This is a genomic window from Pseudomonas sp. LB3P58 (assembly GCF_054897895.1).
This window is the reverse complement of record NZ_JBUBVE010000001.1, coordinates 969,376-992,583: the sequence shown is the minus strand read 5'-3', so window position 1 is coordinate 992,583 and position 23,208 is coordinate 969,376. Positions and strand designations below refer to the sequence as shown.

General features: G+C 57.9%; 24 protein-coding genes and 2 pseudogenes. 15 read left to right on the top strand and 11 right to left on the bottom strand.

All coding sequences use genetic code 11. The features are described 5' to 3' along the window. The first annotated feature begins 35 nt into the window (after positions 1 to 35). The 4 genes from ACYZTZ_RS04630 (at position 36) to ACYZTZ_RS04615 (ending at position 4,113) form a co-directional block, all read left to right on the top strand. The gene (locus ACYZTZ_RS04630) at positions 36 to 1,547 is read left to right on the top strand and encodes a purine-cytosine permease family protein (protein WP_461997369.1); all 1,512 of its coding nucleotides are present in this window, start codon (positions 36 to 38) and stop codon (positions 1,545 to 1,547) included. 168 nt (positions 1,548 to 1,715) lie between these two features. Then, entirely contained in the window at positions 1,716 to 3,095 is a 1,380-nt protein-coding gene (locus ACYZTZ_RS04625; RefSeq protein WP_461997368.1) for a sodium:solute symporter family protein, read from the top strand. Positions 3,096 to 3,180: 85 nt separating this feature from the next. Further along, a complete protein-coding gene (locus tag ACYZTZ_RS04620) occupies positions 3,181 to 3,906 on the top strand; it encodes an MBL fold metallo-hydrolase (protein WP_150655036.1) in 726 nt (241 codons plus the stop codon). A 3-nt stretch (positions 3,907 to 3,909) separates the two neighbouring features. After that, positions 3,910 to 4,113, top strand: coding sequence for an acyl carrier protein (locus ACYZTZ_RS04615; protein WP_462000639.1), 204 nt, complete (start codon positions 3,910 to 3,912; stop codon positions 4,111 to 4,113). A 120-nt stretch (positions 4,114 to 4,233) separates the two neighbouring features. Here the strand turns inward: ACYZTZ_RS04615 and ACYZTZ_RS04610 are convergent, their stop codons facing one another. Both ACYZTZ_RS04610 and ptrR read right to left on the bottom strand, forming a co-directional pair. Further along, a complete protein-coding gene (locus tag ACYZTZ_RS04610) occupies positions 4,234 to 4,362 on the bottom strand; it encodes a PA1414 family protein (RefSeq protein ID WP_007914492.1) in 129 nt (42 codons plus the stop codon). Positions 4,363 to 4,501: 139 nt separating this feature from the next. Next, positions 4,502 to 5,395, bottom strand: coding sequence for a putrescine utilization regulator PtrR (gene ptrR, locus ACYZTZ_RS04605; protein WP_461997367.1), 894 nt, complete (start codon positions 5,393 to 5,395; stop codon positions 4,502 to 4,504). A 103-nt stretch (positions 5,396 to 5,498) separates the two neighbouring features. On the opposite strand from ptrR, the gene ACYZTZ_RS04600 reads away from it, so the two are divergent. Continuing rightward, positions 5,499 to 6,680, top strand: coding sequence for an MFS transporter (locus ACYZTZ_RS04600; protein WP_461997366.1), 1,182 nt, complete (start codon positions 5,499 to 5,501; stop codon positions 6,678 to 6,680). Here ACYZTZ_RS04600 and ACYZTZ_RS04595 read toward each other — a convergent pair. After that, a complete protein-coding gene (locus ACYZTZ_RS04595; RefSeq protein WP_461997365.1) occupies positions 6,625 to 7,557 on the bottom strand; it encodes a DMT family transporter in 933 nt (310 codons plus the stop codon). The genes ACYZTZ_RS04600 and ACYZTZ_RS04595 overlap by 56 nt on opposite strands. 129 nt (positions 7,558 to 7,686) lie before the next feature. Then, complete coding sequence (locus tag ACYZTZ_RS04590) at positions 7,687 to 8,523, bottom strand: CvfB family protein (RefSeq protein WP_033056115.1); 837 nt, start codon at positions 8,521 to 8,523, stop codon at positions 7,687 to 7,689. Between the two features lie 351 nt (positions 8,524 to 8,874). On the opposite strand from ACYZTZ_RS04590, the gene ACYZTZ_RS04585 reads away from it, so the two are divergent. From ACYZTZ_RS04585 to ACYZTZ_RS04575, 3 genes are all read left to right on the top strand, one after another. Further along, the gene (locus ACYZTZ_RS04585; RefSeq protein ID WP_017337097.1) at positions 8,875 to 9,063 is read left to right on the top strand and encodes a hypothetical protein; all 189 of its coding nucleotides are present in this window, start codon (positions 8,875 to 8,877) and stop codon (positions 9,061 to 9,063) included. Between the two features lie 221 nt (positions 9,064 to 9,284). Continuing rightward, positions 9,285 to 10,001 (top strand): TorF family putative porin, encoded by a 717-nt coding sequence (locus tag ACYZTZ_RS04580; RefSeq protein WP_461997364.1) that lies wholly within the window; start codon positions 9,285 to 9,287, stop codon positions 9,999 to 10,001. An 80-nt stretch (positions 10,002 to 10,081) separates the two neighbouring features. Then, complete coding sequence (locus ACYZTZ_RS04575) at positions 10,082 to 10,951, top strand: DUF6279 family lipoprotein (RefSeq protein WP_461997363.1); 870 nt, start codon at positions 10,082 to 10,084, stop codon at positions 10,949 to 10,951. Between the two features lie 64 nt (positions 10,952 to 11,015). Here ACYZTZ_RS04575 and ACYZTZ_RS04570 read toward each other — a convergent pair whose 3' ends face one another. Then, positions 11,016 to 11,408 (bottom strand): hypothetical protein, encoded by a 393-nt coding sequence (locus tag ACYZTZ_RS04570; protein WP_046048098.1) that lies wholly within the window; start codon positions 11,406 to 11,408, stop codon positions 11,016 to 11,018. A gap of 177 nt (positions 11,409 to 11,585) precedes the next feature. Here ACYZTZ_RS04570 and ACYZTZ_RS04565 point away from each other — a divergent pair, with 177 nt between their 5' ends. Both ACYZTZ_RS04565 and ACYZTZ_RS04560 read left to right on the top strand, forming a co-directional pair. After that, positions 11,586 to 12,320: a DUF899 domain-containing protein gene (locus ACYZTZ_RS04565; protein ID WP_461997362.1), complete on the top strand. Its 735-nt coding sequence runs from the start codon at positions 11,586 to 11,588 to the stop codon at positions 12,318 to 12,320. A 288-nt stretch (positions 12,321 to 12,608) separates the two neighbouring features. Then, positions 12,609 to 12,884: a hypothetical protein gene (locus ACYZTZ_RS04560; protein ID WP_461997361.1), complete on the top strand. Its 276-nt coding sequence runs from the start codon at positions 12,609 to 12,611 to the stop codon at positions 12,882 to 12,884. Between the two features lie 70 nt (positions 12,885 to 12,954). Here ACYZTZ_RS04560 and ACYZTZ_RS04555 read toward each other — a convergent pair whose 3' ends face one another. Next, complete coding sequence (locus ACYZTZ_RS04555; RefSeq protein ID WP_008153197.1) at positions 12,955 to 14,301, bottom strand: DEAD/DEAH box helicase; 1,347 nt, start codon at positions 14,299 to 14,301, stop codon at positions 12,955 to 12,957. 193 nt (positions 14,302 to 14,494) lie between these two features. Here ACYZTZ_RS04555 and ACYZTZ_RS04550 point away from each other — a divergent pair, with 193 nt between their 5' ends. Beyond that, positions 14,495 to 15,793, top strand: a complete 1,299-nt coding sequence (locus ACYZTZ_RS04550) for a mechanosensitive ion channel family protein (RefSeq protein ID WP_461997360.1) — start codon at positions 14,495 to 14,497, stop codon at positions 15,791 to 15,793. Positions 15,794 to 15,803: 10 nt separating this feature from the next. Here the strand turns inward: ACYZTZ_RS04550 and ACYZTZ_RS04545 are convergent, their stop codons facing one another. Continuing rightward, the gene (locus tag ACYZTZ_RS04545) at positions 15,804 to 16,652 is read right to left on the bottom strand and encodes a mechanosensitive ion channel family protein (protein ID WP_056742665.1); all 849 of its coding nucleotides are present in this window, start codon (positions 16,650 to 16,652) and stop codon (positions 15,804 to 15,806) included. Between the two features lie 82 nt (positions 16,653 to 16,734). Between ACYZTZ_RS04545 and ACYZTZ_RS04540 the strand changes: the two are divergent. Continuing rightward, positions 16,735 to 16,986 (top strand): annotated as a pseudogene (locus tag ACYZTZ_RS04540) (mechanosensitive ion channel family protein); the annotation flags it as partial. Between the two features lie 35 nt (positions 16,987 to 17,021). Here the strand turns inward: ACYZTZ_RS04540 and ACYZTZ_RS04535 are convergent. The 4 genes from ACYZTZ_RS04535 to ACYZTZ_RS04520 form a co-directional block, all read right to left on the bottom strand. Then, positions 17,022 to 18,500, bottom strand: coding sequence for a S41 family peptidase (locus ACYZTZ_RS04535; protein WP_461997359.1), 1,479 nt, complete (start codon positions 18,498 to 18,500; stop codon positions 17,022 to 17,024). A 123-nt stretch (positions 18,501 to 18,623) separates the two neighbouring features. Beyond that, positions 18,624 to 19,490 carry a carboxylate/amino acid/amine transporter gene (locus tag ACYZTZ_RS04530; protein WP_461997358.1) on the bottom strand — a complete coding sequence of 289 codons (867 nt, stop codon included), beginning with the start codon at positions 19,488 to 19,490 and terminating at the stop codon, positions 18,624 to 18,626. Positions 19,491 to 19,701: 211 nt separating this feature from the next. Then, positions 19,702 to 20,301: an FMN-dependent NADH-azoreductase gene (locus tag ACYZTZ_RS04525; protein WP_461997357.1), complete on the bottom strand. Its 600-nt coding sequence runs from the start codon at positions 20,299 to 20,301 to the stop codon at positions 19,702 to 19,704. 178 nt (positions 20,302 to 20,479) lie between these two features. Next, on the bottom strand, positions 20,480 to 20,794 hold the full coding sequence (locus ACYZTZ_RS04520) for a 3-phosphoglycerate kinase (RefSeq protein ID WP_150655025.1): 315 nt from the start codon (positions 20,792 to 20,794) through the stop codon (positions 20,480 to 20,482). A 49-nt stretch (positions 20,795 to 20,843) separates the two neighbouring features. Here ACYZTZ_RS04520 and ACYZTZ_RS04515 point away from each other — a divergent pair, with 49 nt between their 5' ends. The 3 genes and pseudogenes from ACYZTZ_RS04515 (at position 20,844) to ACYZTZ_RS04505 (ending at position 23,148) form a co-directional block, all read left to right on the top strand. Continuing rightward, on the top strand, positions 20,844 to 21,767 hold the full coding sequence (locus ACYZTZ_RS04515) for a LysR family transcriptional regulator (protein WP_046048083.1): 924 nt from the start codon (positions 20,844 to 20,846) through the stop codon (positions 21,765 to 21,767). Positions 21,768 to 21,781: 14 nt separating this feature from the next. Further along, positions 21,782 to 22,587 (top strand): annotated as a pseudogene (locus ACYZTZ_RS04510) (alpha/beta fold hydrolase). A gap of 3 nt (positions 22,588 to 22,590) precedes the next feature. Next, entirely contained in the window at positions 22,591 to 23,148 is a 558-nt protein-coding gene (locus tag ACYZTZ_RS04505) for a peptidylprolyl isomerase (protein ID WP_461997356.1), read from the top strand. The last annotated feature ends 60 nt before the right edge of the window (positions 23,149 to 23,208 follow it).

Genomic DNA, 23,208 nt, shown 5'->3' with positions numbered 1-23,208 from the left:
ACACGATGAGCGCGCCTTTATGATCGGAGCTGATCATGAATAACAACAACAAAGACCAAAGCCTTACGCACATTGAAACCTACGGGGTCGAACAGATCCCGGACAGTGAACGCACCGCAGGCCCGACGGATTTGTTCCGGATGATCTTTGGTGGTTCCAACACTTTTGCTACCGCCGTGCTCGGCAGTTTCCCGGTACTGTTCGGCCTGTCTTTTCAGGCGGGCGTCTGGGCGATTGTGCTGGGTGTGCTGCTGGGCTCGCTGATCCTCGCGCCAATGGGCCTGTTCGGTCCTATCAATGGCACCAACAACGCCGTGTCTTCCGGTGCACACTTCGGCGTGCACGGGCGGATCGTCGGTTCGTTTCTGTCGCTGTTGACCGCCATCGCCTTCTTCTCGCTCTCGGTGTGGAGTTCGGGTGATGCGCTGATCGGTGGCGCCAAACGTCTGATCGGTCTTCCGGAAACCGACCTGACCCTGGGCCTGGCCTACGGTCTGTTCGCGATCCTGGTACTGACCGTGTGCATCTACGGTTTCCGCTTCCTGCTGTGGGTCAACAAGATCGCGGTATGGAGCGCCAGCCTGCTGTTCCTGCTGGGCATCTTCGCCTTCATCGGACCGTTCGATGTGAACTACGCCGGCACCGTCAGCATGGGTCAACCGGGTTTCTGGGCGGCCTTCATCGGCGCTGCACTGGTCGCGATGAGCAACCCGATTTCCTTCGGCGCGTTCCTCGGTGACTGGTCGCGTTACATCCCGCGTGACACCTCCAAGCGCCGGATCATGGCGGCGGTGGTGATCTCGCAAATCGCAACCTTTATCCCGTTCCTGTTCGGCCTCGCCACTGCCACCATCGTAGCGATCAAGGCACCGGACTACATCGCCGCCAACAATTACGTCGGCGGGTTACTGGCCGTCTCGCCGAGCTGGTTCTTCCTGCCGGTGTGCCTGATTGCGGTGATCGGCGGCATGTCCACCGGCACCACCTCGCTCTATGGCACCGGGCTGGACATGTCCAGCGTGTTCCCTCGTGTGCTGTCGCGGGTCAAGGCCACGCTGCTGATTGGCGTGATGTCGATTGCCTTCATCTTCATCGGACGCTTTGCGGCGAACCTGGTGCAGAGCGTGTCGACCTTCGCCGTGCTGATCATCACCTGCACCACCCCGTGGATGGTGATCATGATCATCGGTCTGCTGGTGCGTCGCGGCTTCTACTGCCCGGATGACCTGCAAGTGTTCACCCGCGGCGAGAAAGGTGGCCGCTACTGGTTCACGCATGGCTGGAACTGGCGTGGGCTGGGTGCCTGGATCCCGAGTGCTGCGGTGGGCTTGTGCTTTGTGAACCTGCCGGGGCAGTTCGTGGGTCCGCTCGGTGAACTGGCCGGCGGCATCGACATCAGCTTGCCGGTCACCCTCGGCCTGGCGTCGCTGGTGTACTTGGCGCTGCTGAGCCTGTTCCCGGAAGCGGCCGCGGTGTTCGGTCCGAACGATTCACGCAGCAAGGGTGCCCACACCATGGCAAAGCCTGAACTCCGTCAGCCCGCCTGACACTGATCCACCTGTGGGAGCGAGACCGGCTTGCCGGCGATGACGGAAGCACATCCAACGATGATGTGACTGCAAGACCGCTATCGCGAGCAGGCTCACTCCCACAGAGAGCAACCCCACAGAAACGCCTTTGTTTCACATAAAAAAGACAATCGGAGACACGCCATCATGGCATTGGATTTATTCGTCGTACTCATCTACGCCGCCGCGATGCTGATACTCGGCTACTACGGCATGCGCAAGGCCAAGACCAACGAAGACTTTTTGGTCGCCGGTCGTAACCTCGGCCCGAGCCTGTACATGGGCACCATGGCCGCAACCGTTCTGGGCGGCGCCTCTACCGTCGGCACCGTGCGCCTGGGCTACGTCCATGGCATCTCCGGTTTCTGGCTCTGCGCGGCCCTCGGTTGCGGGATCGTGGCGCTGAACCTGTTCCTCGCCAAACCGCTGCTGAAACTGAAAATCTACACCGTTACCCAGGTGCTGGAAAAACGCTACAACCCGATGGCCCGCTCCGCGAGCGCGGTGATCATGCTGGCGTATGCGCTGATGATCGGCGTGGTCTCGATCCTGGCCATTGGCACCGTGCTGCAAGTGCTGTTCGACCTGCCGTTCTGGCTGTCGGTATTGGTCGGCGGTGGCGTGGTGGTGATTTATTCGGCGATCGGCGGCATGTGGTCCCTGACCCTGACCGACATCGTCCAGTTCGTCATCAAGACCGTGGGCCTGATGTTCATCCTGTTGCCAATCTGCCTGTACCGCGTCGGTGGTTGGGATGAGTTGGTGTTGAAACTGCCGGCAACCGCCTTCAGCTTCACCACGATTGGCTGGGACACCATCATCACCTACTTCATGATCTACTTCTTCGGGATCCTGATCGGCCAAGACATCTGGCAGCGTGTGTTCACCGTCAAGAGCGCCAATGTGGCTCAGGTCGCCGGTACATTCGCAGGCTTCTACTGCATCCTTTACGGACTGGCCTGCGCCCTGATCGGCATGGCCGCTCATGTGCTGATCCCGGACCTGGACAACGTCAACAACGCCTTCGCCGCCATCGTCAAACTGTCCCTGCCGGACGGTATCCGTGGCCTGGTGATTGCGGCTGCCCTGGCGGCCATGATGTCCACCGCCAGCGCCGGCCTGCTCGCCGCCGCCACCACCCTGACCGAAGACCTGCTGCCGAAACTGCGCGGCGGTAAACAGTCGACGCTGGGCATCAACCGCCTGTTCACCCTGTTGACCGGCATCGTGGTACTCGGCATCGCTCTGGTCGTGAATGACGTGATCAGCGCCCTGACCCTGGCGTACAACTTGCTGGTGGGCGGCATGCTGATCCCGCTGATCGGTGCGATTTTCTGGAAACGCGCAAACACCGCCGGCGCTATCGCCAGCATGGGCATGGGCTTCGCCACAGCGTTGGTGTTCATGTTCAAAGACGGTCTGGATGCCAACACCCCGATCTACTACAGCCTCGGCGTGGGTCTGGTGAGTTTCGTGGTGGTCAGCTTGCTGTCCCCTCGCCCTGCAGTGGTGGCCAGCGCCGCCTAAGCTGAACATAACGACTTGATGCTTTCTTCGACGGGTGTGGCGTCGGTTGCCACACCCGTTTTTTTTCGTCTGGAGAAAATCGTTTATGAAGATCGTCAGCCGCGATCAGTGGTTCGAAGTGAAACAGCTCAGTGACGGTATTCGCCTGATTCACGAGCCTTACATCCGCCCCTTCTATCGCTGCAACCTCTGGCACATTCAGGGTCGCGACAAGGACTTGCTGCTCGACAGCGGTTCCGGGCTGGTCAGCCTGCGCGAGCAACTGCCGTGGATCACCGAACGGCCGCTGGTCGCCGTGGCCAGTCATTGCCATTTCGACCACATCGCCGGGCATCACGAATTCCCTGAACGGCTGGTGCATCCGGCTGAAGCGGACATCCTCGCCGCACCCGATGGCGACAACGATTTGAGCAAAGCCTTTGTCGGCGACGACATGTTCGAGGCACACCCCGATTGCCCGTTGTGCTACGCCGAATACCGGGTCAAAGCTGCACCAGCCACCGGCCTGATCGAAGAAGGCGACGTGCTGGACCTGGGTAACCGCACGCTGCAAGTGCTGCATACGCCGGGGCATTCACCGGGTGGCATCAGCCTGTACGAAGCCGCGACCGAAACCCTGTTCAGCGGCGACATCATCTACGACGGGCCGCTGATCGAAGACGCCTACCACTCCAACCTCGACGACTACGCCCGCAGCCTGCAGCGTTTGCGCGAGTTGCCGATCCGCACGGTGCATGGCGGGCATTTCGGGAGTTTTTCCGGAGAGCATTTGCGCACGATGATTGACGAGTGGCAGCGCTTGCACGCCTGAAGCCTGCTGGAGAGTCAGGATGACTTCGACGACAACGCGAGCCTGGCGCAATTGGGATTGGATAAAGAAGATATCGAAGAGCTGATCTTCCATCTGGAAGATGAACTGGGTTTGACGGCGTTTACGGCGGAGGAAGACCTGATGCTCAAGACCGCCAGGATGGCGAATGACTTGAGCCGGTTTTTGATGGAGATTGGGCGGCATTAACCTGTAGACCGCCAAGATCGTCCGAACACGGCCCGAGCCACAGGTACACGGACAATCGCAGCATTGGCGCTACTCCCTGTAGGAGCTGCCGAAGGCTGCGATCTTTTAGGCCTTGACGCGTTACCGGCGGCGCTGCTGGCGTCGGCGTTGTTCGTCGTCAGTGCGAATAGGCACAGGTTGCAGAGGCGGTTCGATCAAACCGAGTGCAACACCCAGGTCGTGCAGCCAGTTTTGGATTTTCTCTTTCATGGTGCCCCCTTCAGGGTAGTGCCGAGTGGCCAAAATTCTGTAGCCACTTCGCACTGATAATAGTCCGAAGTCCTACGCAATGCTCGCCCAAAGTCGCAATGATCTGTTACTGAATTGATCAAAATACCTGACCGATAGTTCAAGCCATCGCCCGAGCCTGACTCGGCGCCGACGGATAGATCAATTGTTGCTGCTCAAGCCAGGCGTTCAAGTTTGCCCCGACCATGCCTTTACGCCACATCAGCCACGTGGTGGCACTGGCAAATGGCTCGGCCAACGGATGCACCGCCACGCTTTCGCGGCCCGGCAGGCTGGCGAGCATCGACTCCGACATCAGCGCCACGCCTGAGCCGGCGATCACGCAAGCGAGCATCCCCGGATAAGACTCGATTTCCATCGCCCGGCCCATGGCCGCGTGGTAATGGGAGAACCAGGCTTCCAGGCGCATCCGGTAGGAACAACCCTGCCGAAACGTGAACACCGAGCGCCCTTCCACATCCAGCGCGCTGAGGATCGGCGGGTGATCGGCCTCGCTGATCAGCACCAGCCGTTCGTCGCACAACGGCACGCCGTCGAGCCCGGCCAGCTCCAGCGGACCGTCCACCAGCGCCGCATCGAGGCGACCGGTGAGCAAACCTTCAAGCAATTCGCCGCTTGGCCCGGACTGCACTTGCAGGTTCACCGCCGGATAAGTGCGGTGATAACGCGCCAACAACCCCGGCAGATGAATCGCCGCCGTGCTGTACATGGTGCCGAGTACGAAGTCCCCGGCCGGTTGCCCGCCCTGCACCGCCGCTTGAGCTTCGTCGCGCAGATTGAACAACTTGGCGGTGTAGTCCAGCAGGACTTTTCCCGCAGGCGACAACTGCAAACGCTGACGTTCACGCACGAACAGTTCTACGCCGAGTTGCTCCTCCAGCTGTTTAAGCCGGGTCGACAGGTTCGATGGCACACGGTGCAGGCGTTCGGCAGCACGGGTGATGGAACCCTCCTCCGCTACCGCCTGGAAAATCCGCAATTGGCTGAATTCCACACCTTTCTCCAAATCAGAACAAGTTACTCACTATTATTCATTTTAAAAGAAAGTCAATCAGTCCTAGCCTGACGGTCATTGATCCTCTGCTGGAATTCAGACCATGTCCCCTCTGATTCGCTTACTCGCCAGTTTCATCGCCCTGATGATGGCCATGGGCATCGGGCGTTTCGCCCTCACGCCTCAGTTGCCGCACCTGCTCAGCGAAGGTCAGATCGACCTGACCGCCGCCGGTCTGATTGCCGCAGCTAACTACCTCGGTTACTTCGTTGGCGCAGTGGACGCGATGTTCTCTCGCCGCCCCGAGCAAGTCCGCCGGCGTTTGCTGGGCGGTTTGTGGCTCTGTGTATTACTGACGCTGGCCTCGTTCTGGGCCAACGGGTTTTGGTCCCATCTGGTGCTGCGGTTCGGCACCGGCGTGGCCAGCGCCTGGGTGCTGGTGATGATCACCGCGTTGAGCCAGCCGTTGGCCGCGGCGGCCGGTCGCCCACGGCTTGGCGCTCTGGTATTTGCCGGACCGGGTCTGGGGATTTTTCTGACGGGCTTGTTGGCCTTGGGATCGAACCTGCTGGGGCAGACTTCTGCAGCCTTGTGGCTGGTGTATGCCGGTGTCGGGCTGGCGATGCTGCTGGGGATTCTGCCGTTCCTGCCGCAACCGGCCACGACCGTGGCTGCCGCTCCCAGCGTCGCTGGCTCGGGTAATCGTGGCATCGGCCGTTTAGGCGTGGTCTATGGTCTGTACGGTTTGGGCTACATCATTCCGGCCACTTTCCTCTCGCAAATGGCCAACGCGCAGTTCCATGGCCAATGGCAGGCCGATCTGTTCTGGCCTTGCTTCGGTCTTGCTTCTGCCATCGGGGTGGTGCTGGTGAGTCTGCGTCGACAACACCCGCAGGGCACTCGTTATTGGCTAATGGCGACGTTGTGGCTGCAAGCCGCTGGGGTCTTTGCTTGCTTGTTGGGCAGCGGCCCAGGCCTGGCCTTGGGCGTGATCCTCTGCGGCACGCCGTTCCTGGCCTGCATGCAATTGGTGATGCAACGTTCCCGGGAACTGGCGCCCCACGCCACCCAGCGCAACGCAGGGCTGCTGACGGCGTGCTTTGCGGTGGGTCAGCTCAGCGGACCGTTGCTGGCGGCGTTGAGCAGCCACTTCAGCGGTGGTTTGCAGCCCGCGCTGGTGTTCGCCGGCAGCGGTTTGATTGTCGCTGGCGGTCTGTTACTGCGTCCGGTCAGCTCTGCCCAAGGGCTTTGCGCAAGCGACGGCGCACCCACTGCTCAGCGCTGACAAACGTGATGCCCAACAACACCAGCACCGCGCCGACAACGAAGTTGAAGCTCAGCTCTTCGCCCAGCAGCACCACGCCGAACGTGACGCCGAACAGCGGCGTCATGAACGAAAACACCGCCAGGTTCGCCGCCAGATAACGGCGCAACAGCCAGAACCAGGTCAGGTAACTGAAGAACGACACCACCAATCCCTGGAACAACACACTGGCCACCGCCACGGTGGTCAGGCTGACGTGGGTGACCTGGCCGCTGAGGATCGCGATCAGCAACAGGCCAACGAAACCGACAATCAATTGATAGAACAGCGTCAGCGTCACCGGCGCTTCCGACAGGCGCGAAGCGCGCACCACCACCGTGGTTGCACCCCATGACGCGCCAGCCAGCACGCCCAGCGCATCGCCCATCAACATGCGGTGATCGAGGTTGTCCCACGACACCCCGCCGGCAAAGGCGATGGCGATCCCGACGAAGGCGAGGAAAATCCCCAGCCACTGGACCGGTCTTAAACGCTCACTCGGCAACAGCCAATGAACGCCCAATGCGGTGAAGATCGGCGCGGTGTAAAGGAACACCGACATGTGCGCGGCCGTGGTCAGTTGCAAGCCTTCGGAAATGAAGAAGAACTCCAGGCCAAAAAGCGCGCCAGCCAGTAGTCCACCGCGCCAGGTGTTGCCCGCTTGATCCCAGCCGCCCTTCCAGCAGATCAACAGTCCTACGAGTAACGCGGAAATACCCGAGCGCCCGGCGGCCTGCATGACCGGCGCGATGTCTGGCGCCGCCCACTTGATCATCACCTGCTGAACGCCCCAGATCAGGCACAACCCAATCATCACTTGCAGGGCAAACCCATCGGCACTGCGCCGGGTGGCGCTCACCGGAACACCTCGACAACACAAAACATGGCAGTCACTCGACAGTAAAAAGCAAAGCCCCGACACAGGGCCGGGACTTTTTCATCACAGTCCAACCCTATGCAATCGCGTCACATGAGGGCGGGCGCGAGGTCAGCTCAGTTCAATGCGATCGGCGTGAATAACGATCTGGCCGTTCTTGTACAACGCACCGATGGCCTTTTTGAAGTTGCCCTTGCTCACGCCAAACATACTGCTGATCACCGTCGGGTCGCTCTTGTCGCTGACCGGCAGGCTGCCATTATTGTCGCGCAACTTGGCGAGAATCTTCGAGTTCAGGCTGGTGGCGGCTTCTTCGCCGACCGGTTGCAGGCTCAGGCTGATCTTGCCGTCGGCACGGACTTCTTTGATAAAGCCCTTCTCTTCTTTACCGGCGCGCATGAACTTGAAGATTTCGTTCTTGTGAATCAGACCCCAATGCTTGTTGTTGATGATCGCCTTGAAGCCCATATCGGTGGCTTCGGCAACCAGCAAATCAACTTCCTGGCCAGGGGTGTAGTTGGCCGGGGTCTTGTCGAGGTAGCGGTCCAGACGCGCCGTCGCGGTGATGCGGCGGGTGTGCTTGTCGAGGTAGACGTGTACCACGACATACTCGCCGGCGGTCATCTGACGCTTTTCTTCGGAGTACGGCAGCAACAGATCCTTCGGCAAGCCCCAATCCAGGAAAACACCGATGCTGTTGACTTCAACGACTTTCAAACTGGCGAATTCACCGACTTGAACTTTCGGCTTTTCGGTAGTTGCGATGAGTTTGTCATCGCTGTCCAGATAAATAAAAACGTTGAGCCAGTCTTCATCTTCGCTGGGAATATCTTTGGGAATATAACGATTAGGCAGGAGGATTTCGCCATCCGCGCCACCGTCCAGATATAAACCGAAGTTAGTGTGTTTAACCACTTGCAGACTGTTGTAGCGCCCGACTAAAGCCATTTCCAATACCCTCATTGCGTGGGCGGCATTCTACCCGGTTTTGCGGGCCGCGTTCGCTGGCCAGCCCGGTGGCGCGAGAAAATCCTCTGAAGGGCTTAATTTTCCTGGGCTTTACCGCACGCGCCTGGCCGCTCGTCAGGCCGTTCTGGCGATTCTCTCACCTGTCCGCCAGGCGGAAAACTGTAATTTTTCACGATCGTTCTTAGTTAAAACAGCAGCTTAGAGGCCTATTCAGAATAATAACTTGTGATTAATTCTTCATCTGCCCTGTGTATTTCGGGGGGATATTTACCAAGCAATTGTCAAGTATTTCCTGTACGATGCCTGGCCAAGTTAATTTTCTATAGGTTAATGGCCGCCATGCGTGTAAAAGCATCCAACAGCAAAGCAAAGCCAGCTCCAGCCGTTGAAACCAGCGAATCGATCAACAACCAGATTGCTGCGTTCCTCAAGTCCGGCGGAGAGATCCAGCAAATTGCCAAAGGCGTCAGCGGCCAGACGTTCGGCCCGTCCAAGCAGATCACCCTGGGCAAGAAGTAACTCTTCCCCAAGATCCGCCGCGTCACCTGGTCCCTAAGCGCTTTGAGCTTCGAAGCGCTTGGACTGGAACCCTCCTCGCAACACCCCCGCAACCAAACCAATTTTTCAAAAATCGACGAACGGCCCTCGATGCCGAGCATTCGCCGGTATGCTTGCACACGTCTAGATCAAGCGTTTCAGTAGGTTTTCAGTGCCTGCACCTCGCTGTCATGGAGTGACGCATGCTCAAACCCTCCTATTTATTGCTCGGCACCTTGCTGTCGTGTTCGGTCGCCAATGCGCAAATCTTTCAGCGTGAACTGGGCGACTTCGATCTCAAACTCGGCACTACCCCCAGCCGCAGCATGGCCCAGGGGCTGGTCAAACCTTCCAGTACCGGCTCGTTCCACGGTGGTCTCGACCTGAGTCACGACAGCGGTTTTTACGTGGGCCAATGGGCACCGAGCATGGGTTTAACGCCTGGGGCCAACCTTGAAGTCGACTCCTACATGGGCTTTAAACAGCCTTTCGATAATACCCTCGGGTACGAAGTCGGCATGATCCGTTACAGCTACCCGAAAGTGGACACCCTCGACAGCCAGGAGCTTTTCGGTGGCCTGACCTTTCTGGGCAGCCGTTTCGGCGCAGCGTTCAGCAACGACCCGGACAAGCAGAACAGCACCGTGTTCGCAGATCTTGGCGGCAATCAGCCGTTTGGCATCGGGATCAGCATGAAATACACCACCCACCAGCTCAACACACCGGTGTCCGTCGACGGTGGATACGTAGGCAATTTCACCGACTGGTCAGTGCAACTTTCCCGCCCGTTCATGGGCGTCGACCTGGACCTGATCTACAGTGACTCCAGCTTGAGTGGCAGCAGCTGCTCCGCCTATTCCGGGCACAACAGCCAATGCGATGGGCTTGTCACCCTCAAGGCCGAACGCGCCTTTTATTGATCGGCTGAACTGCGAGGCTCATCCTGCGTTCACATAGAGAAGCCCATTAAAAAAGCCAGGCCTTCGCAAAGGATTCGCCCATGTCGCGCTGGTTGAAGTGTCTCGCCGTCGTTATCACCCTCTGTCTCGCCCTCGGTGCGTGCAGTCGCGTGGGCCTGGCGTATCGCAACCTCGACGTGATCATTCCGTGGACGCTCAGCGACTACCTGGACATGAACGGCGAGCAGAAAGGCTGGCTCAACGAGCGCCTCAAGGAACACCTGAGCTGGCACTGCACCACGCAACTGCCGGGCTACCTCGACTGGCTGGATCGCTTGCAGGTCATGGTCGAGACCAACCAGGTCACCGACGCTGCGCTGCAAACCCGCGTCCAGGAAGCCAAACAGGCCATCGCCCAGACCGCGAGGGAAATTACCCCGTCAGCCATTGAGCTGTTACAGGGGCTGGATGACAAGCAAGTCGCGGAAATGAACGAGGCCTTCGCCAAGGACCAGCGTAAACGCCAGGCGCAATACCTCAAACCGTCCCTCGATCAACAGATCAAGGCGCGCAGCCAGCGTATGGAAAAACGCCTGAATGACTGGCTCGGCCCGCTCAGCACAACCCAGCAGCTGCGCGTTGTCGCGTGGTCCAACGCCTTGGGTGACCAGAATACGCAATGGATCGCCAACCGCGTCCATTGGCAGAAGCAGTTCAGTGCGGCAGTTGCGCAGCGCCAGAGTCCAGAATTCCCACAGCGGATCGAGACGCTTCTGGTGAATCGAGAGAGCTTGTGGACGCCCGCTTATCGCCAGGCCTACGCCAGCACCGAAGCCCAGGCACGGGCGTTATTTGTGGACTTGATGGCCGAAAGCACGCCGGAACAGCGCCAGCGGTTGCTGAGGAAGATCGAAGGGGTGAGGAAGGATTTCAGTGATTTGAAGTGCCTGAAGGCGGCAAAACAGAGCTAAGCGCAACACAAATCCATTGTGGGAGCGAGCAGGCTCGCTCCCACAATGGGTTAGGGGGTGATCGTCAGGCAATCTGTGCCCTCGACGCGATCTCATCAAACCTCACCTCATCCAGCGCATCTTCCTGCTCATCCAACACCTGCCGCGGATGGTCATTCCCCGGAATACTGCTGTCGATCAAACTCAATAAACTCGAGCCCCGAGGCGTCAAAATGTAGTTCTCGCCATTGCCACCCTGATCTTCTGGCCGAGGCTCGATATAGCCCCGTATCAACAGTAACTTTTCGTACTCGCCAGCTACCGTTTTCAGGTGATCCAGGTTCTCAAACGGCTCACCTTTCGACGCTTTCTCCGCCGCATACTGCTCGGCGTAGGGCCGTGGGGTGAAAATGTGGCCAGCGCCGTTCTGCACCTCATGCAGCAAGCGTTCAATCAAATCCCAGTTATAAGTCGTCATCCTGATTCAACCTCCAGTGCCCGCGAGTGAGATGGCCTTCATAAGTTGTGACCGGCGCGGTTCGTAGCCGTTCAGCTGAGGTTTTGAACAGCACCGACCGGCGGTATGTCGAATTGGGCGTAGGTCAAACGACTAGGCTGTGTAAGTCACCTCCCAGCACCCCGCAGGAGAATCCCAATGAACATTCAGAATCATCCCGTCGTCTCCCGACAAGAATGGCTCGCCGCCCGCAAGCAACACCTGGCCCATGAAAAAGCCTTCACCAAAGAGCGAGACAAACTCAGCGCCGAACGCCGCGCCCTGCCCTGGGTAAAAATCGACAAGGACTACCACTTTCAGGGCCCGAACGGCGAACTGAAACTGGCCGACCTGTTCGGCGGCCGTAGCCAGTTGGTCATCTACCACTTCATGTTTGGCAAAGGTTGGGACGAAGGCTGTTCCGGCTGCTCGTTCCTGTCCGATCACATTGACGGCGCCAACCAACACCTGGCCCATCATGACGTGGCCGTAGTGGCGGTTTCCCACGCACCGTTCGCCGAATTCCAAGCCTTCAAACGACGCATGGGCTGGAAATTCGATTGGGTGTCGTCAGAAGGGTGCGACTTCAATTACGACTTCGGCGTCTCGGCCCGAGCAGAAGACGTCACCGCCGGTAAAGCCACCTACAACTACGAAAAATCCGACGGCGCGGAAGAAGAACTCCCCGGCCTTAGCGTGTTTTATCGCAACGATGCTGGAGAGATTTTCCACACCTATTCCACTTATGCGAGGGGCCTGGACCTGCTGGTCGGTGCTTACAACTACCTCGACCTCACGCCCAAGGGGCGTAATGAAGAGGAAATCATGGAATGGGTAAGGCTTCACGATCGGTATGAAGACAAGGTCTCGGCCAGCTGCTGCCATGGGGGATAGACCACTTGTGTAGAACACCAATCCCCAAACACCGCAAATCCACTGTGGGAGCGAGCTTGCTCCCACAGGTGTTGGCAGTGTTTAGTCATCCGCAATTTGCCGGGCGACTGTCCGACCGCACCAGGATATTCCCCCTACATCAAGTTCAGAACCGGCGCTCTGTACCGCTGGGTGGCTGATAGTCAAACCGTCGCCCAAAAGGCGACCGGGTTTGGCGTCTCTGAACTTTTTACGCCCTTCAACCCTCAACCGGATAACCCGCCTTAACCGGAAATGAGGCCCACCCCAATGAAAACCCTGCTGAAACTCACCCTCGCCGCCACCCTCGCGTGCGCCCTCCCCGTCTGGGCCTGCACGCCCGAGGAAGCCACTGAAAAACGCGAACAACTGGCCAAGGAAGTCGCCAAGCTCACCGAGCAAAACCCAGCCAAAGCCAAGGAGATCAACGCTGAGTTGCAGAAGATGGATTTGGGGACGGCCAGCAAGGATTTGCCGGACAAGTGCCAACTGATCGATCAGCGACTCAAGGAGTTGGGATCGGCCGAGAAGAAAGCCGAGGGTTGATCCAACTCAGGAATTTCAGGCATAAAAAAACCGGACACTGGTCCGGTTTTTTATGGGTCGCTAGAACTGCTTATTCAGCAGCCGGCGCTTCCGGCTTGCGGCGCTTGAGCGGCGCCATGCCGTCCTTGCTGACCAGCGACAGGGCGTCGGTCTTCGGGCGGTTGGCGATTTTGCGTTTGGTCGGTGCCTTGGCGCCGGTTTTCTTCTTGTCGCCTTTGGCGTCGACTTTTTTCTTCTTCACGCCAACGGCTTTGCCCGAGGCCTTGACCTTTTTCGGTCCGCCGTAGGTGCCTTTGACTTCCTTGATGGTACGGCGCTCGAAGCTCTGCTTGAGGTAGCGCTCGACGCTCGACATCAGGTTCCAGTCGCCGTGGCAGATCAGCGAGATGGCCAGGCCATCGTTGCCGGCGCGACCGGTACGACCGATGCGGTGAACGTATTCGTCGCCGCTGCGCGGCATGTCGAAGTTGATCACCAGGTCCAGGCCTTCCACGTCGAGGCCACGAGCGGCAACGTCGGTGGCGACGAGGATTTTCACGCCGCCCTGCTTCAGACGGTCGATGGCCAGCTTGCGATCCTTCTGGTCTTTGTCACCGTGCAGGACGAACGCTTTGTATTCCTGCGCCACCAGGCGGCCGTAGATACGGTCGGCCATGGCCCGGGTGTTGGTGAACACGATGGCCTTCTGGTAGGTCTCGTTGGCCAGCAGCCAGTTCACGATCTGTTCTTTGTGCTGGTTGTGGTCAGCGGTGATGATCTGCTGACGGGTGGTCGCATTCAGGTCGCTGACGTTGTTGAGTTGCAGGTGCTCAGGGTTGTTCAGCACCTTGGCGACCATCTCGCGCAGGCCCGAACCACCGGTGGTGGCAGAGAACAGCATGGTCTGCTGGCGGTTGGTGCACTCTTCCACCAGACGCTGGACGTCTTCGGCAAAGCCCATGTCGAGCATGCGGTCGGCTTCGTCGAGCACCAGTACTTCGACTTCCTTGAGGTCGAGGTTGCCGGCGTTCAGTTGCTCGATCATCCGGCCCGGCGTACCGATCAGGATGTCCGGCACCTTGCGCAGCATGGCAGCCTGGACCTTGAAGTCTTCACCGCCGGTGATCAGGCCGGACTTGATGAAGGTGAACTGAGCGAAACGCTCAACTTCCTTGATGGTCTGCTGGGCCAGCTCGCGGGTCGGCAGCAGGATCAGGGTCTTGATGCTGACGCGGACTTTAGCCGGGCCGATCAGACGGTTGAGGATCGGCAAAACGAAGGCAGCGGTTTTGCCGCTACCGGTTTGCGCTGTCACCCGCAGGTCACGCCCTTGGAGCGCCAGCGGAATAGCCGCTGCTTGCACTGGCGTTGGCTCGACAAATTTAAGCTCGGCCACGGCTTTGAGCAGGCGTTCGTGCAGGGCGAATTGGGAAAACACGGGTGCTACCTCGAAGAAATACAAAAAAACAGCTGCATAGGGTAACGGTTTCGAGCGCTCAGGCCGAGTTTCTTTATACAAACGGCGCTAAACAGTGGTTTTTTTGTTGCGTCTTTTGTCCTCAAACGTCATCCAAAGCGTCTTAAATGCTCTAATCGCCCTGTCGCGTCCTACAGAAGAACCGTTTTTGCCCATGGATATCAAACAGCTCTGGCTCAACGTCCAAGACCTTTGGGGTGCCCTTGATCAGCACCCTCTCCTGCATTCCAGCCTGGCATTGGTGCTATTGCTGGTGGTTGCGCTGGTCCTCGGACGAGTGGCGCGCTACCTCATTCTGCATGCGACCAAAATGCTCGGTCGCCAGCCGGCATTGCACTGGATCAATGACTTTCGGCATAACAAGGTCTTTCATCGTCTGGCGCAGATCACACCCTCGCTGGTGATCCAGTTCGGCCTGTATCTGGTGCCGGAGTTGGGCAAAACCAGTCTGATCTTCCTTGGTAACGTCGCGCTGGCATTTACCATTCTGTTTTTGCTGTTGGCGGTCAGTGCCCTGCTCAGCGCCCTGCTCGACATCTACGCGCGCACCGAACATGCCCGTACCCGCTCGATCAAAGGCTACGTACAACTGGCGAAAATGGTCTTGTACGTCTTTGGCGCGATCATCATCGTCGCCACGCTGATCGACCGTTCGCCGCTATTGCTGCTGTCAGGGCTGGGCGCCATGTCGGCGGTAATTCTGTTGGTCTACAAGGACACCCTGCTGTCGTTCGTCGCCAGCGTGCAGCTGACCAGCAATGACATGCTGCGGGTCGGCGACTGGATCGAGATGCCGCAAGTCGGCGCCGACGGTGACGTGGTCGACATCACGCTGCACACGGTCAAGGTTCAGAATTTCGACAAGACCATCGTGTCGATTCCGACCTGGCGCCTGATGTCCGAGTCGTTCAAGAACTGGCGCGGCATGCAGCAATCCGGTGGGCGACGGATCAAGCGCAGCCTGTTCATCGACGCCAGTGGCGTGCGGTTCATCCACGATGACGAAGAGCAGAAACTGTCCCAGGTGCATCTGCTGACCGACTACATCAGTCGCAAGCAGGCTGAACTCAAGGCCTGGAACGAAGCCCAGGGTAATGTGGCGGCGATGTCGGCCAACCGTCGGCGGATGACCAATATCGGGACTTTCCGCGCCTATGCACTGGCGTATTTGAAGAGTCACCCGGAAATCCAGCCAAACATGACCTGCATGGTCCGCCAGATGCAGACCACCGCTCAGGGCATTCCGCTGGAGATCTACTGCTTCACCCGCACCACCGTGTGGGCGGATTACGAGCGGATTCAGGGGGATATTTTCGATTACCTGCTGGCGGTGCTGCCGGAGTTTGGCTTGAGCCTGTATCAGCAGCCGAGTGGAGGTGACTTAAGAGCCGGGCTGCTCCCGGCGATACTGGGCGCAAGCCACATCCCCGAGCCAGAAAAACACATCATGTGACCACCTCGGCTCACCCGGCATGCTGTTGGATGATCACCGTTTGCGCCGGCATCGGAGCCGGGAAACCGGCTTCACCGAGGGAATCTTTGATGGTGCGGTTGGTGTCGAAATAAACCTGCCAATAGTGCTCGTTGTGGCAGTAAGGACGCACCGCCAACACCGGACCGACCAGATTGAACTCTAAAATCTCCACCTCCACTGCTGGCTCGGCAAGCACATTGGGGATCGTGGCAATGTGTTGTTTCAGCAAGGCCGCCGCCGCTTTCCAGTCGGCCGCGCCCGATAGCTGTGCTTTCAGTTCGACACGGCGGAACGGGTTGTGGGTGAAGTTCTGGATGTTGTCGCTGAAAATCTTGTTATTACCGACCAGCGTCAGCACGTTATCCGGGGTGTTGATAGCGGTAGCGAACAGACCGATCTCGGTGACCGTACCCGTCACCCCACCCGCGCAGATGAAGTCGCCGACCTTGAATGGGCGCAGGACAATAATAAACGCGCCCGCCGCCAGATTGGCCAGCAACCCCGACCAGGCCAGACCGATCGCAAGACCGACCGCAGCGAGCAGCGCAGCGAAGGTGGTCGTCTGCATGCCCAGGTAGCCGAGGATACCGATCACCAGAATGATGTTCAGCGTCACGGTAATGGCTGAGCCAACATAGCGCAGTACGGTCGGGTCGACCTTCTGTTTGCCCAGAGCCCGCTGCACCATGCCGACAGCAAAACCTATCAGCCAGCGTCCGACGATCCAGAAGGCGATGGCGGAGAGGATCTTCACCGCGAAAGCGGCACCATACTGTTGCACCAGCGCGATTAACGCGTTGAACTTCGCAGTGGTAACGTTAACGATAGTCTCGTCCATGGCTGGGGCCCAAAGGTGAAGAATTGGTTCCGAAACCCTAGCACAGCCTGTATGCCCCGCCAGTCAATGGGCTGATGGGGTCGACAAGACCATCGTTTCGATTCCGACCTGGCGCCTGATGTCCGAGTCGCTCAAGAACTGGCGTGGCATGCAACAGTCAGGTGGACGACGGATCAAGCGTAGTCTGTTCATTGACGCCAGTGGCGTGCGGTTCATCCGCGACGACGAAGAGCAGAAGCTGTCCCAGGTGCATCTGCTAACCGATTACATCAGCCGCAAGCAGGCTGAATTTAAGGCCTGGAACAAAGCGCAGGGCAAAGTTGCAGCGATGTCGGTTTGCTGCGCGCTTGAGGAATGGCGCCGATCCGATCATAAGTTATCAAGAACCCACTTTTGAACTACCGCTGTATCGTTTATATCCCCATCAAAAACAAACTGAGGATCATAACTTTTATTATTTCCTCGCGCTCGGCCTCTCCATACCTTTAACGGTAGCCAGAACTGGGCACCACTCGGCAGTGTTTGAGAGCCTATATCAATATAAAGTGTGTCAGCGCTCGTTGATAAACCCAAATGGACAACCCCCGGAACAGCAAGAACGACGTCCGCAAAGTCTAGACAGGCACTGGCGCAAAATGAGTCAGTAACCAGTGCAAGCTTACCTTTAAAACCTTGGGCATTGACTCCTCTCGAACCCTCTTGATTGACCGAGGTAGTGCTTGGCTGGCGCAACCAGTCTTTCTTCTCGCGAAGTGCGAGCTCCATTGACTTGGTTAAACTAAAAACAAATTGATAAGCTTCACTATTTTTTCCATAGTCGCTTTCCATGGCAGTTAGCGCTTTATTGAGCGTTGAGAGTGCAAAAGGAGAAACTCGCCACATCGCATACGCACGAGATGGCTCATCCAAGCTTTTTACCAATTGCGAGCCTAACAGAGCAGAAAGTATTTCAGCGCCAACTAAGCTGTTACCGCCGCGATTACCTCGTGTATCAAGCACAACCAGCTTGGCATCATTGATGCTCTTGATGACGTCGAGCATTTTATCGAGGGAAGCATTCTCGGTTGCTGATGGCATGAAGTTCGATACATGTATCCAATATCGCCCGCCCCCCAAATTTTGGAGAGCTTGGGGCGGTTGAGCCTGGCGCAGGAAAGCCTCCAATTGCCCGCGATCTTCTTGCCACAATAAAGTAAAGCTTTGTCTTTCTCCGTTTGGGAGAACAACCAAACAGCTTTTTGATAAGTCTCTCGACAGCACGGGATAGCTGGCATCATCGACAGTTAACTGCTTAGCTAAGTGCAACCAGGCCGAATGTAGATTAAGTCTACGATCAATATAAGGAGATAATTCATTCTCTAGTATCTCGCGGACCGATTTGTTATCACACGATACGACCTTGGAATCAATCGGCGGTACCGGTACAGGCCAATTTTTAGCGATGTGCTTCACAACGAAACTCCGTCCCTGCCTATCCAAAATGAAACCCGCCCAGGAAGAACTCCCTTGATTAGGTTGATTCAGCCCGACGTGCCCATCCTTGAAGCCCGCAATGTAAAAATTAAGCACGGCTTGAGAGTCTTTCCTTGAGTTGACGCGTTTGGACAGCTGACTTGCTTCCAAATAACCCCGTTCAACCCAACCTGTAAAAGCCTCATTACTACTATCTATAGCGCCTGGATGAGAAGTAACTATCAGTTGTCGCATGGCAGAAAGATCACTGATAGTTATACTTTTCCAATCTTTCTTATGCGCTTCGCCAGCTAGCACGAAAGGCGGTAAAACAACTACAAAAAGAAGCATTAAGAACACGTTCTTGACGCTAAACACATAGGCATTACGAATCATTTAAAACACCAAAAAAACCAGATAAATGATGGCTTACCAGCCGAACCTCTGCCTGCTGGCCCATCCGCCGCAGCTGCGATCTTTTGATCTTAAAAATCAAAAAATCGCAGCTTGCGGCCGGTCTTACACGAATTTGGTTGCGCGCCTGATGCCCAAACGACTGATCCACACCGCCATCAAAATCACCGACCCACCCAGGAACAACCGCCCCAGCGCTTCATGCTGATTCCAGATCAGCAAGTTGATCAGCAACCCCACCGGCACATGCAGGTTGTTCATCACCGCCAACGTCCCGCCGTTCACCAGGCACGCACCCTTGTTCCACCAGTACAACCCGAGCGCAGTGGAGACCAAGCCGAGGAACACCAGCACGCCCCATTGCAGAGGCGCTTCGGGCAGGAAGTTCTGTTTGCCAAACAGCAGAAACGCCGGTAACGCCACCGCCAATGCCCCCAAATAGAAGTAGCCAAAGCGCCGGTAATGCGGCAAATCGCTCGGATGGCGGGCCACCAGATGCTTATAGAGCACTTGCCCGGCAGCGTAGGTGAAGTTGGCCAGTTGCAGCAGCAGGAAGCCCATGAAGAAATCGGGGTTGATCCGGTCGTAGCGAATCACCGCCGCGCCCATCACCGCCACCAGTGCCGCGACCAATGCCCACGGGTTGAAGCGCCGGTTCAGCGCGTCTTCGATCAAGGTCACGTGAAGTGGTGTGAGGATGGTGAACAGCAACACCTCTGGCACCGTCAAAACTCGAAAGCTCAGGTACAGGCAGACGTAGGTCACGCCGAACTGCAACGCGCCGATCAACAGCATGCCGCGCATGAACGCCGGTTCAACCGAACGCCAGCGGGTCAACGGAATGAACACCAGCCCCGCCAGTACCACTCGCACCAGCACCGCAAAGTAACTGTCGACATGACCGGCCAGGTATTCACCGATCAAGCTGAAGGAAAACGCCTGAATCAGCGTGACAAAAAGTAGATAGCCCATGCTCGCCTCGTTTCGAATGGCGGCGACGATAGCGTTTTTTGCCGGCCATCGCTAAATCCCGGGCAAAAAAAAGCCCGATCTCGCTAAAGCGTTCAATCGGGCTACAGCACTCAGGAGCAACAAGTGCAAAGGGAGGTTCGATGCGCGTAAAGCCTTGAAGAGGTTGCGCCAGGTCACTTGAACATCAAGGGATTATCTGGCGATTAAAGCCTCAGGCGACCTGGGCAAGCTTGGCGTTGGCCAGGCTCAGGCCTTTCTCCTGGAAGTCACCGCCCAGGTTCATGCCTTCGGCGTGAATGAACGTCACGTCGTGGATCCCGATGAAGCCCATGACCTGACGCAGGTAGGGTTCCTGGTGATCCGCGGTGCTGCCGGCGTAGATCCCGCCGCGCGCAGTCAGCACGTAGGCACGTTTGCCGCTGAGCAAGCCTTGCGGGCCGGTGTCGGTGTACTTGAAAGTCACGCCGGCACGCAGCACATGGTCGAGCCAGGCTTTAAGGGTGCTCGGGATGGCGAAGTTGTACATCGGCGCGGCCATGACCAGTACGTCGGCGGCCAGCAGTTCGTCGGTCAACTGGTTGGAGCGTTCCAGAGAAACCTGTTCGATGTCGTTGCGCTGCTCGGCAGGTTTCATCCAGCCGCCCAGCAGGTTGATGTCCAGATGCGGCACCGGGTTGACGGCCAGGTCACGAACGGTGATCTGGTCGTTCGGGTGCGCGGTTTGCCACTGGCTGATGAAGGTCTGGGTCAGTTGACGCGAAACCGAGTCTTGCTGACGAGCGCTGCTTTCGATGATCAGTACGCGGGACATGGGATGTAGCCTCCATCTGAGAATGTTGTAAGTCGATGGAGTGAAGGTTAAACAGAGTCAAATCGATGAAAAAGCGCAAATAACTGCTATAAACCATCAATAAATTCGTTTATAAGCTGAGCATGCCTTAGTAGGTGTGAGACCGGCTAGCCGGTCTCACACCTACAAGGGATTGATGTCATTTGGGGGTGCAGGTCAGCTCGATACGCAGCTTGATAATGCTGCGGGTGAACTTCGCAGTGGCGTTTTTGTGTTTGCCAGCCGGCACATCGATCTTGCGCGTACGCGGCGCTTCCGGGCCATTGTTGAAAACTGCCTTGCAGCTCGCATCGATGTCGCCGTAGTTGGCCACCCGGATGGAGCCGATGTCGTTATCCGTGTCGAAGGTCTCGTAGTCAATCTTCAAGCCGTTGAGGTTTTTCTGCACATCGATCGGATAAGCAAATGCCGTCAGCGGCAGCATCGCCAGCAGTACACAACAGAATTTCTTCATTCAGCAGTCTCCATAAAGGACTGCCAGCTTAGGACAAGAGGAGCTATTCATGAAAGCGCCCCGCGTGACCCTTGATCAATGGCGAACGTTACAGGCCGTGGTCGACCACGGCGGTTTCGCCCAGGCCGCCGAAGCGCTGCACCGCTCGCAATCATCGGTGAGCTACACCGTGGCGCGCATGCAGGACCAACTCGGCGTGCCGCTGTTGCGCATCGACGGCCGCAAAGCGGTGCTGACCGAAGCCGGCGGCGTGCTGCTGCGCCGCTCGCGGCAACTGGTAAAACAGGCCAGTCAGCTGGAGGACCTGGCCCATCACATGGAACAAGGCTGGGAGGCGGAAGTGCGGCTGGTGGTCGACGCTGCGTATCCGAGCGCCCGTCTCGTCCGCGCCTTGACCGCGTTCATGCCGCAGAGCCGTGGCTGCCGGGTGCGTCTGCGTGAGGAGGTTCTATCCGGCGTGGAGGAAGTCTTGCTCGAAGGCGTGGCCGACCTGGCCATCACCGGCCTGAGCATTCCCGGTTACCTGGGTGCGGAATTGAGCGACGTAGAGTTTGTGGCAGTCGCTCACCCCGAACACCCGCTGCATCGTCTGAACCGCGAACTGAACTTCCAGGATCTGGAATCCCAGATGCAAGTGGTCATCCGCGACTCCGGTCGCCAGCAGCCACGGGACGTCGGCTGGCTCGGCGCGGAACAGCGCTGGACCGTCGGCAGCCTGGCCACCGCGGCAACTTTTGTCAGCAGCGGCCTGGGTTTCGCCTGGTTGCCTCGGCACATGATCGAACGGGAACTCAAGGAAGGTCTGCTCAAGCTGCTACCGTTGGACCAGGGTGGCAGCCGCAACCCGAGCTTCTACCTGTACTCGAACAAGGACAAACCCTTGGGTCCGGCCACGCAGATTCTCATCGAACTGCTGCGCACTTTTGACACTGCGCCGCTGGATGCACCTTTCGCCGCCCCTGAACAAGCCTGACACGGAGTGTACGCATGGCCTATTTCGAACACGAAGGTTGCAACCTGCACTATGAGGAATATGGCCACGGCACGCCGTTGCTGCTGGTCCACGGGCTGGGCTCCAGCACCCTGGACTGGGAAAAGCAGATCCCGGCGCTGTCGACCCGCTACCGGGTGATCGTCCCGGATGTACGCGGCCACGGTCGCTCCGACAAACCCCGCGAGCGCTACAGCATCGCCGGGTTCAGCGCTGACCTGATCGCCCTGATTGAACACCTGAAACTCGGCCCCACTCATTACGTGGGCCTGTCCATGGGCGGCATGATCGGTTTTCAACTGGCCGTGGATCAGCCGCAATTGCTCAAAAGCCTGTGCATCGTCAACAGCGCGCCCGAGGTCAAACTGCGCAGCCGCGACGATTACTGGCAGTGGTTCAAGCGCTGGAGCCTGATGCGCGTCCTCAGTCTGGGCGCCATCGGCACGGCCTTGGGCGGCAAGCTATTTCCCAAACCCGAACAGGGTGACCTGCGACAAAAAATGGCCGAGCGCTGGGCAAAAAACGACAAACATGCTTATCTCGCCAGCTTCGATGCGATCGTTGGCTGGGGGGTTCAGGAACGACTTTCAAGGGTCTCCTGTCCAACCCTCATCGTCAGCGCCGACCGTGACTACACACCGGTCTCGCTGAAAGAAACCTATGTAAAACTGCTGCCCGATGCGCGGCTGGTGGTGATCGCCGATTCGCGCCACGCCACCCCGCTGGATCAACCCGAAATGTTCAACCAAACGCTGCTCGAGTTTCTCACCGCAGTCGACACCACCTCACTCAGGATCACTGACCCATGCTGAAAAAAATCGCCCTCGTCGCTGGCTCCGTTCTGTTTGCCGCCAACCTGATGGCCGCAACGCCCGCCAAAGCGCCGCACGTGCTGCTGGAGACCACCAATGGCCAGATCGAAATCGAACTGGACCCGATCAAGGCGCCGATCAGTACCAAGAACTTCCTTGATTACGTCAACAGCGGCTTCTACAACAACACGATTTTTCACCGTGTAATTCCAGGGTTCATGATCCAGGGCGGCGGTTTCACTCAACAAATGCAGCAGAAAGAAACCAAGGCACCGATCAAGAACGAGTCCAAAAACGGTCTGCATAACGTCCGTGGCACGCTGTCCATGGCCCGCACCTCTAATCCTGATTCGGCCACTAGCCAGTTCTTCGTCAACGTCAAGGACAACGACTTCCTCGACAGCGGTGACGGCTATGCGGTCTTCGGTAAAGTCGTGAAAGGCATGGACGTGGTGGACGTCATCGTCAACTCGCAAACCACCACCCGTGGCGGCATGAAAGATGTGCCAGCCGACCCTGTGTTCATCAAGTCGGCCAAAGTCATCGACTAAGCTACACAGGAAGTCTTGAGCGGCTGCCGGAGTGCGCCGCTCACACTGTTCAAAGGAGAG

Coding starts and splice junctions, on each gene's coding strand:
- ACYZTZ_RS04525 (WP_461997357.1), bottom strand. CDS start 20,301: ATGTCCCGCGTACTGATCATCGAAAGCAGCGCTCGTCAGCAAGACTCG.
- ACYZTZ_RS04630 (WP_461997369.1), top strand. CDS start 36: ATGAATAACAACAACAAAGACCAAAGCCTTACGCACATTGAAACCTAC.
- ACYZTZ_RS04515 (WP_046048083.1), top strand. CDS start 20,844: ATGAAAGCGCCCCGCGTGACCCTTGATCAATGGCGAACGTTACAGGCC.
- ACYZTZ_RS04625 (WP_461997368.1), top strand. CDS start 1,716: ATGGCATTGGATTTATTCGTCGTACTCATCTACGCCGCCGCGATGCTG.
- ACYZTZ_RS04550 (WP_461997360.1), top strand. CDS start 14,495: ATGGATATCAAACAGCTCTGGCTCAACGTCCAAGACCTTTGGGGTGCC.
- ACYZTZ_RS04530 (WP_461997358.1), bottom strand. CDS start 19,490: ATGGGCTATCTACTTTTTGTCACGCTGATTCAGGCGTTTTCCTTCAGC.
- ACYZTZ_RS04585 (WP_017337097.1), top strand. CDS start 8,875: ATGGCCGCCATGCGTGTAAAAGCATCCAACAGCAAAGCAAAGCCAGCT.
- ACYZTZ_RS04560 (WP_461997361.1), top strand. CDS start 12,609: ATGAAAACCCTGCTGAAACTCACCCTCGCCGCCACCCTCGCGTGCGCC.
- ACYZTZ_RS04505 (WP_461997356.1), top strand. CDS start 22,591: ATGCTGAAAAAAATCGCCCTCGTCGCTGGCTCCGTTCTGTTTGCCGCC.
- ACYZTZ_RS04535 (WP_461997359.1), bottom strand. CDS start 18,500: ATGATTCGTAATGCCTATGTGTTTAGCGTCAAGAACGTGTTCTTAATG.
- ACYZTZ_RS04520 (WP_150655025.1), bottom strand. CDS start 20,794: ATGAAGAAATTCTGTTGTGTACTGCTGGCGATGCTGCCGCTGACGGCA.
- ACYZTZ_RS04565 (WP_461997362.1), top strand. CDS start 11,586: ATGAACATTCAGAATCATCCCGTCGTCTCCCGACAAGAATGGCTCGCC.
- ACYZTZ_RS04600 (WP_461997366.1), top strand. CDS start 5,499: ATGTCCCCTCTGATTCGCTTACTCGCCAGTTTCATCGCCCTGATGATG.
- ACYZTZ_RS04545 (WP_056742665.1), bottom strand. CDS start 16,652: ATGGACGAGACTATCGTTAACGTTACCACTGCGAAGTTCAACGCGTTA.
- ACYZTZ_RS04590 (WP_033056115.1), bottom strand. CDS start 8,523: ATGGCTTTAGTCGGGCGCTACAACAGTCTGCAAGTGGTTAAACACACT.
- ACYZTZ_RS04610 (WP_007914492.1), bottom strand. CDS start 4,362: ATGAAAGAGAAAATCCAAAACTGGCTGCACGACCTGGGTGTTGCACTC.
- ACYZTZ_RS04570 (WP_046048098.1), bottom strand. CDS start 11,408: ATGACGACTTATAACTGGGATTTGATTGAACGCTTGCTGCATGAGGTG.
- ACYZTZ_RS04620 (WP_150655036.1), top strand. CDS start 3,181: ATGAAGATCGTCAGCCGCGATCAGTGGTTCGAAGTGAAACAGCTCAGT.
- ACYZTZ_RS04580 (WP_461997364.1), top strand. CDS start 9,285: ATGCTCAAACCCTCCTATTTATTGCTCGGCACCTTGCTGTCGTGTTCG.
- ACYZTZ_RS04575 (WP_461997363.1), top strand. CDS start 10,082: ATGTCGCGCTGGTTGAAGTGTCTCGCCGTCGTTATCACCCTCTGTCTC.